We start from the raw sequence: 12,872 nt of genomic DNA, 5'->3' as shown, positions 1-12,872 counted from the left end.
GAACATCATCATGATTTGGTCCAAGGGCATTCTCCGTTCGGCTTCGCTGCTCGCGATCGCTTGGTCGGGAACGGCTTTCGCGCAAGATGTTGCGGAGCCTCAGTCCAGCTCTCAGTCGGTTGAGGCCTCGGCCGATTTGCCGGCCGAGAGCGAGGAAGATCTCATCGTCGTCACCGGCATTCGCGCCAGTCTCAGCCGCGCGGCCGAGATCAAGCAGAACTCGGACATGGTGGTGGATTCCATCGTCGCCGAGGACATCGGCAAGTTTCCCGATACGACGACCGCCGCGGCGCTTCAGCGCGTGCCAGGCGTGCAGGTGGTCAACGGTTTCAACAACGAGATCGTCAATCCGCTGATCCGCGGCATCGGCGACATTATCACCACGCTCGACGGGCGCGAGATCTTCACCGGCGTCGGGCGCGGCTTCGCCTTCCAGGACCTGCCGGCCGAGGCGCTGGCACGGGCGGACGTCTACAAGTCCAATTCCGCGGAAAAGATCGAAGGCGGCATTGCCGGCAATATCGACCTGCGGCTGCGCAAGCCCTTCGACCTCGATCAGGGCCTGACGGTCAGCGCGCTGGGCCGCGCCACCTATGGCGAGAACGCCGACGAGCTGAGCTACAACGGCGGCGTCCTGATCGGCGGCCGCTGGGATGCGGGCGATGGGGAGATGGGCGCGCTCATCAACCTCTCCTATTCCGACAACAGCTTCAACCGGCCGATCTCGTTCAACTGCGACCCGCGCTCGGGCAGCAACGGCCCTCCGGGCGGTGACGGCGTAGTCCTGCCCACGTGCGTCGGCGGACTGACCGACACCGGCAAGTATCAGCGGCCCCAGGTCAACGCTGCGTTCCAGTGGCGCCCGAACGACACCGTCGAGCTCTACCTCGACGGTCTCTACTCGGGCTACCGAGCGAAATTCGGCACGTTCTTCATCTTCTCCGACATCTTCGCGGCGGAAAGCATCAGCAACGTCGAGGCGACCGATCTGTGCTTCCAGGCACCGGTCAGCCCCGCTGGTTTCCGCGACCCCAACTCCGCCGATATCCAGGATCTCTGCATCGGCAGTTCGGCCACCTTCAACAACGTGCCCGGCAACACCAGCACCCAGGCCAAGCGCGACAAGACCGACCAGTATATGCTGGCGGGCGGCATCAAGATTACCGACGGCCCGTGGAATCTGCGGCTCGATATCTCGCGCTTCCAGAGCAAGACCAACAACCGGACGACGATCGTCGACATCGGCAAGCGGATCGAGCAGGTCGACGTCGATATCAACGACGACCGGCACGGCACGACCGACATGGTCGGCAACCCTGTCGGCGATCCGGACGGCTTCATGTTCATCAACAGCCTGTTCCAGGACTACAGGCGTTCGAACAGCACGATCACCCAGGCGATGTTCGACGGCTCGTATGAGGTCGGCTCGTTCCTCGACGAGGTTCAGTTCGGCGTGCGCTATGCGGATCGCAATGCGACCTTCCGCGGCAATCTGGCTGGCGGACCGCCGGCATCGAACATGGCCGACCGTCTCGTCGCCAATTCGGGGCTGCCGGCGGACTTCCTGATCGAATCGCCGGCGACGATCCCGGTCATCAACGGTGGGCAGCACTGGATTACGCCCGATCCCGACTTCCTGCGCGAGAATACCGACGTGCTGCGCGCGCTCTATGGCGGGGCCCCGGGCGATCCGGAAGACAGCCCGACGCGCAGCTTCGACGCGGACGAATCGACGATGGCGCTCTATTTGCAGGGCCGCTACGCCTTCGACGTCGGAACCATTCCCATCGATGGACTGATCGGCGGCCGCTACGTCATTACCGACCGCACGATCGAGGGTACGGGGGTCGTGACGTCACCTGACGGCGAGGGCGTGCTCACCCCGGTGAAGGCGAGTTCGTCGAGCAAGAAGTTCCTGCCCAACGCCAGCATCCGTGTTCAACTGACGCCGGAGCTTCAGTTCCGCGCCAGCTATGCCAGGACGATCGCTCAGCCGCTGTTCGCCGACCTCAATCCGGGCCTTACATATTCCGTCCCGTCGAATGCGAACATCCGTCCGAGCGGCACGGGCGGCAATCCGAACCTGAGGCCGCAGGTCGCCGATTCCTACGATGCCACGCTGGAGTACTACTTCGGCCGCGGCTCCTATATCGCGGCGGGCGTCTATTACCGCGACATCAAGGATCGGGTCGCCCGGAACGTCGCCGAGGAAGTGATCGACGGCATCACCTACGACATCAATCGCCCGCGCAACCTGGGTTCATCGAGGCTGCAGGGCTTCGAAGTCGGCGGTCAGTACTTCCTGGATTTCCTGCCGGACGGATTTGACGGCTTGGGCGTGTTCGCGAACTACACATACGCCGATACGGAGGTTCTTACCGAAGGCGACCTACTCCAGGGCAAGGCGCTGGGCGGGGTGTCCAAGCACGCCTACAACGTGGGCGCGCTATACGAGAAGTACGGTCTCCACGCTCGCGTCGCCTACAACTGGCGCGATCGCTACTACGACGGCACGTTCACGCAGCTGCTGGTTCCGGAGCAGCAGATCTACTTCAACTACGTGCGTCCGAACGGCCGTCTCGACTTCTCGATCGGTTACGACGTGACGGAGAACATCACCGTCAACTTCGAAGGGGTGAACGTGCTGAAAGGCAAGTATCTCAGCTATTTCGACACCCCCGCCTACCCGCACGACATCCGCATAGACGATACGTTCTACGGTGCCAGCGTCCGGGTGAAATTCTGACGCGGCGGTTCGCCGCTCTCATGAACTGCTGCCGGTTCGTCCGGCGGCGCTCTTTCTCTCCCTTGGGCGGCCTCCGTGCCGCCCATTTCTTTATCCGAGCGAGATTGCGCATGTCCGATCCGAAGAAGAAGCGCCGCACCAGTTGGTTGACCGTCGCAGCCTGCGGGCTCCTCGCGGCCTGTGCGACTGCCGCACCGCGCACGTTCACCAACCCCCTGCTGCCGTCCGGGCCCGACCCCTGGGTGACCGAGCATGGGGGCGTGTTCTACTACATGAACACCAGCGGAGACCGGCTGGAGATGCGCAAGACGCGCGATATGGCCCGGCTCGCCGAGGCTTCGCCCACGGTGATCTGGCGCCCGCCGGCGACCGGTCCCAACGCGGTTTCGATCTGGGCGCCCGAGCTGCACCGGATAGGCGGCAAGTGGTACGTCTACTACACCGCGGCGGCGAGCGGGCAGGACAACGACGCCCATCGGGGCGTGTTCGTGCTGGAGAATAGCGCGGAGGATCCGACGACCGGCACCTGGGTCGACCGTGGCCGCGTCAACACCCGCTACAACGGCATCGACGGCACGACCTTCGCGTACGAAGGCAAGCGCTACTTCGTCTATTCGCCCTATGTGGGGCCTGACAGCGTGCTCGCGATCGCGCGCATGGCGAACCCGTGGACGCTCGAGGGCGAGGAAGCGATCATCGCTCGCCCGGAACATGCCTGGGAGAAGCAGGGCGGCCGCCAGATTCTCGAAGGTCCCGAGTTCCTGCTCGGCCCGGACGGCGACTTGTTCCTCAGCTATTCGGCGAGCGCCTGCTGGTCCGACGACTATGCGCTCGGCTTGCTCTCGGCACCTGCCGGAAGCGACCCGCTCGATCCGGACGTCTGGACGAAGTCGCCGGAGCCGGTCTTCCACAAGTCACCGGAGAACGGCGTCTATGCACCCGGCCACAACGGCTTCTTTACGGCAGGCAACGGGCGAGAGAACTGGATCATTTATCACGCCAATCCCGGGCCCGACATGCAATGCACGAGCAAACGCTCGCCGCGGATTCAGCGGTTCGAATGGGACACAGAGGGCGTGCCGGTGTTCGGAGAGCCCGTTGCCATTGATACGCCGCTCGCACCGCCGGGCGTTTCGGAATGACGGGAGGCTGATCAGCCGGCCGTAGGCTCCGGCTCGTCGTCGGCGGTTTCGATGAGTTCGAGAACATCGCCGATCAGCCGTTTCATCGCCTTGCGGGCGGCGTCGGGCTTCCGCGCCGCGATCGCATCGCGAACGGCGGCGTGGTCGTCGACGCTGGCGGAGCGGCCCTTGATCCGGTTGGTGAAGCGGATCGAGGTCCTGAGCGCCGTCGAGACGACATCGCGGAACTGCGCGTAGAACGGGTTGGCCGATGCGCGCAGCACGGCGACGTGGAAGGCGATGTCGGCGTCGAGCGTGTCGTCGTTGCCCTGCTCGGCTGCGCGCATCCGCTTGAGCCCGGCATCGATCGCCTCGAGGTCGGACGGCGCCGCATACGTGGCCGCAAGCGCGGCGGCTTCGGGCTCGATCGCGACGCGAAGCTGGTTGAAGTGCCGCAGCAGCTCAACCGAGAATTTCCGCTCGAGCAGCCAGCGCAGCACGTCGGTGTCGAACAGATTCCACGACGTCGCCGGCTGGATGATCGTGCCCTGCCGCGGGCGGGCGCTCAGCAGCCCCTTGGCCGTCAGCATCTTCACCGCTTCGCGCGTGACCGAGCGGCTGACGCCGTATTCCTTCGCCAGTTCGGCCTCGGTGGGGAAGACGCGGTCCTGATAGCTGCCGATGACGATCGCGCGGCCCAGCGTATCGAGCATGCCGTAAGTAAGGTTGCGGCCGAGCTGCGTGCGCACGTCCGCCGGGTCCATCGCCGTCATCAGGCTGCTATCCTCCTCGTGATGTCCCGGTCCATTGCACCGCATATAGGCAGGCACGTGGCCGCTGGACAAGTCCTATAGATCATATAAATAGACCGCCTGTTGCTCGGCGCATTATCGTATGGGCCGGGCAGAACACAAGAGTTCGGGACGGGAGGCGACTTTGGATCTAGCAGCCATCGATGCGATCGTGGTGGTCATCTATGCGATCGGCATTTTCGGGCTGGCGCAATGGGTGTCACGCGAGAAGGGCGGACACACCAAGAACAGCTCCGACTATTTCCTCGCGTCCAAGGATCTGCCGTGGTGGGCGATCGGCGCGTCACTGATCGCCGCCAACATCTCCGCCGAGCAGATCGTCGGCATGTCCGGCGCCGGCTATCGGCTCGGGCTGGCGATCGCGTCCTACGAATGGATGGCGGCGCTGACCCTGCTGATCGTCGGCAAGTATTTCCTGCCGATCTTCCTCAAGAACGAAATCTACACGATGCCGCAGTTCCTGGAACAGCGGTACGGCCCGACGATCCGCACGCTGATGGCGATCTTCTGGATCGCGCTCTACATTTTCGTGAACCTCACTTCGATCGTCTGGCTCGGTTCGATCGCGGTCAACAAGGTCGCGGGCGTCGATCAGGATGTCGCCCTCTACGCGCTGGGCGGTTTTGCGCTCCTCTACCAGCTTTACGGCGGCCTCAAGGCGGTGGCGCTGACCGACATCGTCCAGGTGACGCTGCTGGTGCTCGGCGGGCTCATCATCTCCGGCCTGACGCTCAACGAAGTCGGTGGCGGACAGGGCGTGTGGGCCGGCTTCACCGCACTGCTCGACCAGGCGCCCGAGAAGTTCAACATGATCCTGGAGCCGGGCGAGCTCGGCTATCAGGAGCTCCCCGGTATCGCCGTTCTCGTCGGCGGCATGTGGATCGCCAACCTCAGTTACTGGGGCTTCAACCAGTACATCATCCAGCGCGCACTGGCCGCTCGCAGCTTGGGTGAAGCGCAGAAGGGCGTCGTGTTCGCCGCCTTCCTCAAGCTGCTGATGCCGGCGGTTGTCGTGCTGCCGGGGCTTGCGGCGGTGATCCTCGCCCCCGGGCTCGATCCGGCGGACGAGGCCTACCCGACCATGATGCACTATCTGCCGCCCGGTCTGCTCGGTCTGGTGTTCGCCGCGCTGATGGCCGCCGTGGTCGCTTCGACCGCCTCCAAGATCAACTCGATCGCGACGATCTTCACGCTCGACCTCTATGCCAAGTACCGCCGCGTGGCGACGCGTGCGGAAGACGAGGAGCGCGTGGCGGGCGATCCCGATGCGACAACGCACGAGCCCTATCCGCCGGCCGAGGACGAGAGCCTGCTCGCTGCCAACGAGAAGCACCTCGTCCTGGTCGGCCGTATCGCCGCTGCGGCCGCGACGGTGCTGGCGCTGCTCACGGCGCGGCCACTGCTGGGCGGGTCGGACCAGGCGTTCCAGTTCATCCAGGAGTTCTCGGGCTTCTTCACGCCGGGGATCACGGTGATCTTCCTGCTCGGCCTGTTCTGGAAGCGGGCGAGCGAAGCCGGCGCCATTGCCGCGGCGATCGCATCGGTGGCCTTGTCCTATGCCTTCAAGGAGTTCATGCCGGACTTTCCGTTCATGAACCGGATGGGCCTGGTGTTCGTGATCGCGCTTGCTCTGGCGGTCGTCCTGTCGCTCGTCATGCCGAGCGCGGCCGGCCGCGACCGGATTACCACCACGGGGATCAGCTATCGAACGACCGCCGGCTTCAATGCCGCCGCCTTCGGGGTGATCGCCATCCTCGTCGCTCTCTATGCGACCTGGTGGTGAGCGAGCGGCGATGAAGGGACGCTTCCTCGCTGTCGACTGGGGCACGACCAATCGGCGCGTGTTCGTCATCGGCGAGTACGGCACGGTCGAGCACACCGAGCGGGACGACCACGGCGTCGTCAAGGTCGGGCGCGAGGGGTTTGTGCAAGAGGCTGCCGCGATCCGGCGGCGGCTCGGCGATCTGCCGATGCTGTGCGCGGGCATGGTCGGCTCCGATCGCGGATGGGTCGACGCCGGATACGTACCGTGTCCCGCCCGGATCGAGGACCTGGCCGCGGCATTGCGCTGGATCGAGCCGGGCCGCATCGCAATCGTCCCCGGCCTCTCGTTCGAAGGCGACGATCGCGCCGACACCATGCGCGGCGAGGAAGTGCAATTCCTCGGCGCCGTGGCGGCCGGACAGGTCCCCTCGACCGCGCTCCTCGCGCAGCCCGGGACGCATTGCAAATGGGCCCATGTCGCCGACGGCGCAATCACCCGCTTCACCACCGCCATCACCGGCGAGATGTTCGCTCTCCTGAAGGATCACAGCCTGCTCGCGGGCCAGATCGACCGCGCGGCGGAAGACGATGCGGCCTTCCTCGCCGGGGTCGAACGGGCGCGCTCGCCCAATCTGCTGGCGCACTTGTTCGGCGTGCGGGCAGACGTGCTGCTCGGCAGGCGGTCGCGCGAGGAATCGGCGTCCTACGCCAGCGGCCTGCTGATCGGCGCGGATGTCGCCGCACATGCCGCGGGCGCGAGCCCGTTCATTCTTGCCGGCCCCGAGCTCGGCCGGCTCTATGCGCGCGCGGTCGCCGCGTTCGGGGGCGAGGCAACGATCGTCGACAGCCACGCCGCGTTCGTCAACGGCGTCCGGTTAATTTGGGATTTGGTGCAATGAGTGTTGATACGAAGTTTCGGAACGCTTTCGCGCAGTGCCCGCTGGTGGCGATCCTGCGCGGCGTCCGGCCCGATGAGGTCGAAGGCGTGGGCGAGGTCCTGACGGAAGCGGGATTTACGCTGATCGAGGTGCCGCTCAATTCGCCCGAACCGCTCGACAGCATCGCGCGGCTCGCGCGCCGGCTCGAGGGTTCGGCGATGGTGGGGGCGGGGACCGTGACCGACCCGGCCGAAGTCGCGAAAGTCCGCGATGCCGGCGGCGAACTGATCGTATCTCCCAATACGGACGTTTCGGTGATTGCCGCGACGGTGGACGCGGGGCTGGTCTCGATGCCTGGCTATTTCACCCCCAGCGAAGCCTTCGCGGCCGCTCGCGCCGGAGCGCATGCGCTGAAGCTGTTTCCTGCGGAGGCGGCCTCGCCCAAAGTGCTGAAGGCGCAGCGGGCGGTGCTGCCGCCCTCGCTGCCGGTACTGGTGGTGGGTGGTGTCACGCCCGAGGGGCTGGCTCCCTGGACGGCAGCCGGCGCGTCCGGCTTCGGCATCGGGTCGGCCCTCTATGCGCCGGGCGTGACTCTTCCCGAGATTTGCGAACGCGCCGAACGCTTCGTAGCTGCTGCAAAATCCGAAAGCGCTTCCTGATCCCGTACATGCCGGGTTGTTATTTATCAGATTAATGATACTCTTCCGTCATTCCGAGGATGCGGCGCTTTCGCATCGGCTCGAAATGCTTGGGAGGAAGCTAGCGTGACATCGATGGTGAAGGGGATTCTGCGCGCGCTCGCGCCGATGCTGTTCGTGCTTGGAGCGGGGCAAGCGCTTGCGCAGGCAGCGGCGGAGGCGAAGCCCGCCGCGGAGTCCGACAAGGCCTATCTCTTCGCGCACATGATGAAGGGCGACTACGGCACGCTCTATTATTCGATCAGCACCGACGGATTGCACTGGACCTTCCTCAACAAGGGGAAGCCGGTCTCGTCCGACTACCACGGCCACGCCTCGATCGCGCGGGGGCCGGACGGGCGCTATTATCTCGTCGGCAACAAGAGCGACGACGATCCCCTGATCCGCTTCTGGGTGTCCGACGACCTGATCCGCTGGGAACCGTTCGGCACGTACGAGCCCGACCTTTCGAAAGTGAAGAACCATCCCCACGCGCTCCAGCGGATCGGCGCGCCCAAGTTGTTCTTCGACCAGCCCTCCGGCCAGTTCCTGCTGATGTGGCATACGCCGAACGTACCTGGCAGCGACGAGGATCCGGAGCGCTACTGGGCCAGCCAGCGCACGCTCTATGTACTCTCGAAGGATCTCAAGACCTTCACCGCACCGCCGAAGCGGCTGTTCACCTGGGACATGGCGACGATCGACACGATCATGCAGCCGAACCCGGCTGGCGGTTATTGCGCGATCATCAAGGACGAGCGCTATCCGTCGTACAACTGGACCACGGGCAAGACCATCCGCATCACTTGCGGGCCCACGCTCACCGGTCCGTTCCCCGAGCCGGGCCCGCCGCTGAGCCCCAATTTCCGCGAAGCGCCGACGCTGATCCGCGCGCCGGACGGGGAGGACTGGTATCTCTATTACGAGCAGTATGCGGGGACCAGCTACGGCCTCTCGATGGCGCCGCGGCTGGAAGGGCCCTGGTATCAGGTCTCGGGCAATTCGGGGGTCCCCGAGTGGAACCGCTACGAGATGACGCCCGGCGCGCGGCACGGCTCGATGCTGCCGATCAGCCGCGCGCAGTACGATGCGCTGGTCAAGGCGTTCCCGAACTGAGGTGGCGCTACCGGCCTCGTTTAGCGGGCGGCTGTGCCTGACTGGACCATTGCACTTCGGCCCGGTGCCGATCCACATCGGCGATCCGGTCTCCATCGAAATATCGCAGGCGGACAGCGCGCGCCGGACTAGCGGCCACGCTGTCTCGGAACACAAAAAAGGGCGGCCGAGCTCTCGCTCGACCGCCCCTCCGGTTCGCAAGGCAAGGACGGGTTAACGGGGGGACGCGTCGCCTTGCACCGCGGAGCTGGTTGCGCCTTCGCCGACGGCGGAGACGGTACCGGAGCCGGCGACCAGGGCGTTGCCGCTGGCGCTGAGATCGGCCGCGGGGATGGCGGCGGTTCCGTCGGGCGTGGCGACGAGCGCCTGCTGCACGCGGCCCTGCTGGTCGGCGACCACATCGCTGACCGTGCCGAGCTGCGCGCCGTCCGGCGTCACGACCGGCATGCCCGGGGTGACCGAGAAGGCGCCGTCGGCGGCAGCGGCCGCGCTGCCGGCAGCAGCCAGCATGCCGGAGCCGAGCCCAGCCGCGCTCGATCCGGCCGCCGAACCCGCGGCCGAGCCGCTGCCGCTGGCCGAGCCGGCGAGATCACCTGCCGCACTCGTCGCACCGGTGGCGCTGCCGCGGACCGTGGCGACGCCTTCACCTGCCGTGGCGACGCCCTGCGCGGCGAGGCCGCGAACCGCGTCCGTGCCGAGGAGTTGGGCGTTGGCGCTCCCCGACCCCGAGGCGCTGCCCGAAGCAGAGGCATTGCCGCTCGCCGAACCGGCGGTGCTGTCGAGCAGCTGCGAAGCCGCGGCGTCGACATCGGTATCGAGCGAGCGGTCGACTGAGACCTCGCCCGAACGGGTGTCGACGCGCTGCTCGCCCCGCGTGCGGACGTCGCCGCGCGTCGTGCTGCGGGTGGTCGTGCGGATCGAATCGGTCGACGTGCGCAGGGTCGAATTGATCGCGCCGTTCACCGTGCCGCCGAGGCCGCCGAGTGCGCCGCCGCTGCCACCGAGGAGCTGCGCGTGCGCGGGAGCGGCGAACAGTGTGAGAGCCGAAGCTGCGAGAAGAAGGTTCTTCATGGCATATCCCTTTCTTTCCGGCGAACGCGAGAGGGGGATGCGTTCGCTTGAAAGGGAAACGGACGCCGCGCGGCGCTTAATCCATCAGTCGCGAGATTTTTTCGGCACGCCTTCGCAGGACCCGCAGATCAGGCCGCGGCCATAGGTCTCGTCCGGGCCCTCGCGCCCGAGGTCCTCAGCCTGCGCGTCGAGCGCGGTGCGCCACGCCCGGCCGCGCCCGATCGCCAGCGCAGCCCGCGCTGCAACGAGCGGGGTTGCGAACGAGGTGCCGCGCAGGCGCACGCGGTCGCCCTCGGCATCGATGCCGTGGATGTCGGCGCCGGGCGCCGCGTAGTCGAGATGGAGCGCGCGCCCCGCCTCGATCAGCGCGCGGCGTCTGCCGTCGACCGCGGTCACCGCGACCACCCCATCGTACGATGCGGGATAGGCGGGCGGCGCCGCAGGGCCGCCGTTGCCCACGGCTGCGACCACGACTACCCCCTTGCGCTGCGCGGCGCCGATCGCACGCTCCAGCACCGGATTGCGCGGGCCGACCAGGCTAATCGTCACCACTTCCGAACCGGTGCCGACCAGCCAGCCCAGCCCCTTGGCCATGGCCAGCGCGTTGCCGCCTGCATCGTCGGTTCCGTAAACGTCGGCAACCCGGATCGGGCCGGCCCCGGCATGGGCGAGCAGCGAGGCGATCGCGCTGCCGTGGTTACTCGGGTAGGGCGCACCTTTCGCGAAGCCGCGGATCTCTGCAACCCGCGCCGCCTTGCCCGGCGCGCCGTCGATCACGCCGACCGGCGCCCCGCCGCGCGCCGCTGCCGAGGCGGCCAGTGGGAGGGGCGGAGCGCTGACGGAGGGAGTCGCGGCGCCCGATTGGAAGTGCAGATTGTCCGGCGCGACGCTCGCCTGCGGCATCAGCCGTGCCAAAGTCTCTTCGGCCTCGGTGAGATCCACTCCATCGGGCACTTGCAGCCGGACGACCGTGAACCCGAGACCTTCGATTTCCTCTCGCGAGAGGACCGTGAAGCCCGCCGCCTCGCCTGCGGCCAGCGCTTCGGCCGAGGCGTCCATCACCAGGATCTCCCCTCGCCGTGCAGGCGCACCGCGGGAATCGCGCTCGATCACGTCGCCGTGCCGCCGGACGAGCCGGTCGATGGTCCGCAGCCGGTCGCGCGCCAGCTTCTCGACCGTGCCGCGCAGATCACGCGTCGTGCGATCGAGCACGTCGGTGGTGGTGCCGAGCACTCCGCCGACGTCCGGCACCTGCACGCCCGGCAGCGCGATCTGCGCGGACAGGGGCGCGGCGATCAAGGCGCAGGCCGCGGAAATGAGAAAAATTCGGTGCATCGGCTGTCCCTTGTCTCGCGAAAGCGATTAAGCATGGATGAAACGCGTGTCGTGATCCGTTTAATCCCTGGAAGGCAGAGGCACTGAGCACGAAGTTCGAACAGGACTTGCTGGACCTGCTGCCCCGGCTGCGCCGTTTCGCCGCCGGGCTGGCAGGTAATCCTGCGGACGGCGACGACCTCTGCCAGATGTCGCTCGAGCGCGCGCTCGCCAACCGGGCCAAGTGGCAGGAGGGTACGCGGCTCGACAGTTGGATGTACAGGATCATGCGCAACATCTGGATCGACGAGGGCCGCGCGGGCAGCCGCCGCAGGCAGACCTTCGTGGCCGAGGAAGCCGGGGCGGGCCAGGGCGGCGAGGGCGCGCAGGAAGCCGCGGTCGAGCTGTCCTACGTCGACCGTGCGATGCAGAAGCTGCCGGATGATCAGCGCGAGGCGGTGCTGCTCGTGATGGTCGAAGGCTATGCCTACAAGGAAGCGGCGGAGATCGTCGGCTGTCCGGTGGGGACGCTCAATTCGCGCCTGGTGCGCGGGCGCGACGCGCTGATGGCGATGCTGGGAGAAGCGCAATGACCGTGACCAGAGAGGAGTTGGCGGCTTTCGCGGACGGGGAGTTGGCCGGCGAGCGTGCGGCGCAGGTCGCAGCCGCGGTCGCCGCCGATCCCGCTCTGGCGGACGAGGTCGAGGCGCATCGCGCTCTCCGGGCGCGGCTGGCGGAGCACTATGCACCGATCGCGGCGGGGCCGGTGCCGGACCGCCTGACGGCCATGCTGACGCAGCCGCAGGAGGCCGAGGTGGTCGACTTCGCCGAAGCAAAGGAACGCCGCGCGGCGCGGCGCACCATTCCGCGCTGGGGGTGGATCGTGGGACCGGCGCTCGCGGCGTCGCTCGCGCTGGTGCTGTTCCTGCCCGGGAGCGGCGATGATGGCGCGCCCTATGCCGATCCGCAGCTTGCCGCCGTGCTCGACAGCCGCCTCGTGGCCGAACAGGCACCCGGCGCGGACACCCGCGTGCTGCTGAGCTTCCGCGCGCAGGGCGGCGACGTCTGCCGTGTCTTCAGCGGCGAAGGCGGCGGCGGGATCGCCTGCCGCGACCAGCAGGGCTGGCGCCTCGAAGCCCTCGGCGAGGGCAGCGCCGGCGGCTCGACCGACTATCGCATGGCAGGGGCGAGCGACGCCGCCCTCCTCGCCCGCGCGCAGGACATGGCGCAAGGCCCGGCGCTCGATGCCGCGGCGGAAGCGGAGGCGAAAGCGAACGGCTGGCGCTGAGCTCCTCGACGGGTTCTTCGCACTTGCAGCGTGATCGTTCGCCGCCTAACGGCTGCATTCCACCGGACCCGGCGCTGCCGGGTGG

The 12,872-nt window shown here is 67.1% G+C and carries 11 protein-coding genes and 1 other annotated feature (1 of these 12 running past the window's edge); of the genes, 8 read left to right on the top strand and 3 right to left on the bottom strand.

Annotated elements, in window-relative coordinates:
* The first annotated feature begins 10 nt into the window (after nucleotides 1–10).
* On the top strand, nucleotides 11–2,746 hold the full coding sequence (locus D2V04_RS13735; RefSeq protein WP_119514229.1) for a TonB-dependent receptor: 2,736 nt from the start codon (nucleotides 11–13) through the stop codon (nucleotides 2,744–2,746).
* A 110-nt stretch (nucleotides 2,747–2,856) separates the two neighbouring features.
* Nucleotides 2,857–3,888, top strand: coding sequence for a glycoside hydrolase family 43 protein (locus tag D2V04_RS13730; RefSeq protein WP_119514228.1), 1,032 nt, complete (start codon nucleotides 2,857–2,859; stop codon nucleotides 3,886–3,888).
* Between the two features lie 11 nt (nucleotides 3,889–3,899).
* On the opposite strand, the gene D2V04_RS13725 is transcribed toward D2V04_RS13730, so the two are convergent.
* Complete coding sequence (locus D2V04_RS13725; RefSeq protein WP_119514227.1) at nucleotides 3,900–4,640, bottom strand: FadR/GntR family transcriptional regulator; 741 nt, start codon at nucleotides 4,638–4,640, stop codon at nucleotides 3,900–3,902.
* Between the two features lie 163 nt (nucleotides 4,641–4,803).
* Here D2V04_RS13725 and D2V04_RS13720 point away from each other — a divergent pair, with 163 nt between their 5' ends.
* The 4 genes from D2V04_RS13720 to D2V04_RS13705 all read left to right on the top strand — a co-directional run bounded on the left by D2V04_RS13720 (nucleotide 4,804) and on the right by D2V04_RS13705 (nucleotide 9,114).
* Nucleotides 4,804–6,462 (top strand): sodium/sugar symporter, encoded by a 1,659-nt coding sequence (locus D2V04_RS13720; RefSeq protein ID WP_119514314.1) that lies wholly within the window; start codon nucleotides 4,804–4,806, stop codon nucleotides 6,460–6,462.
* Between the two features lie 10 nt (nucleotides 6,463–6,472).
* Nucleotides 6,473–7,342, top strand: a complete 870-nt coding sequence (locus tag D2V04_RS13715; protein WP_119514226.1) for a 2-dehydro-3-deoxygalactonokinase — start codon at nucleotides 6,473–6,475, stop codon at nucleotides 7,340–7,342.
* Nucleotides 7,339–7,980, top strand: coding sequence for a 2-dehydro-3-deoxy-6-phosphogalactonate aldolase (locus D2V04_RS13710; RefSeq protein WP_119514225.1), 642 nt, complete (start codon nucleotides 7,339–7,341; stop codon nucleotides 7,978–7,980). Before D2V04_RS13715 ends, D2V04_RS13710 begins: the two co-directional genes overlap by 4 nt.
* A gap of 114 nt (nucleotides 7,981–8,094) precedes the next feature.
* Nucleotides 8,095–9,114, top strand: a complete 1,020-nt coding sequence (locus D2V04_RS13705; protein WP_119514224.1) for a glycoside hydrolase family protein — start codon at nucleotides 8,095–8,097, stop codon at nucleotides 9,112–9,114.
* Between the two features lie 213 nt (nucleotides 9,115–9,327).
* On the opposite strand, the gene D2V04_RS13700 is transcribed toward D2V04_RS13705, so the two are convergent.
* Nucleotides 9,328–10,185, bottom strand: coding sequence for a PRC-barrel domain-containing protein (locus tag D2V04_RS13700; protein WP_119514223.1), 858 nt, complete (start codon nucleotides 10,183–10,185; stop codon nucleotides 9,328–9,330).
* An 84-nt stretch (nucleotides 10,186–10,269) separates the two neighbouring features.
* Complete coding sequence (locus D2V04_RS13695) at nucleotides 10,270–11,484, bottom strand: S8 family serine peptidase (protein ID WP_228766446.1); 1,215 nt, start codon at nucleotides 11,482–11,484, stop codon at nucleotides 10,270–10,272.
* A 143-nt stretch (nucleotides 11,485–11,627) separates the two neighbouring features.
* Between D2V04_RS13695 and D2V04_RS13690 the strand changes: the two genes are divergently transcribed.
* Together D2V04_RS13690 and D2V04_RS13685 are read left to right on the top strand one after the other, a co-directional pair.
* On the top strand, nucleotides 11,628–12,092 hold the full coding sequence (locus tag D2V04_RS13690; protein ID WP_228766445.1) for an RNA polymerase sigma factor: 465 nt from the start codon (nucleotides 11,628–11,630) through the stop codon (nucleotides 12,090–12,092).
* Complete coding sequence (locus D2V04_RS13685) at nucleotides 12,089–12,787, top strand: hypothetical protein (protein WP_147391830.1); 699 nt, start codon at nucleotides 12,089–12,091, stop codon at nucleotides 12,785–12,787. The genes D2V04_RS13690 and D2V04_RS13685 overlap by 4 nt, the downstream gene beginning before the upstream one ends.
* Nucleotides 12,788–12,848: 61 nt before the next feature.
* Nucleotides 12,849–12,872 (top strand) — a sequence feature (sul1 is cis-regulatory element that is thought to sense ions involved in sulfur or methionine metabolism; They are found in Alphaproteobacteria); it runs 30 nt beyond the window's last position.

Source organism: Pelagerythrobacter aerophilus, from assembly GCF_003581645.1.
Lineage (GTDB): Bacteria > Pseudomonadota > Alphaproteobacteria > Sphingomonadales > Sphingomonadaceae > Pelagerythrobacter > Pelagerythrobacter aerophilus.
This window is presented reverse-complemented; position numbering and strand designations above follow the sequence as displayed.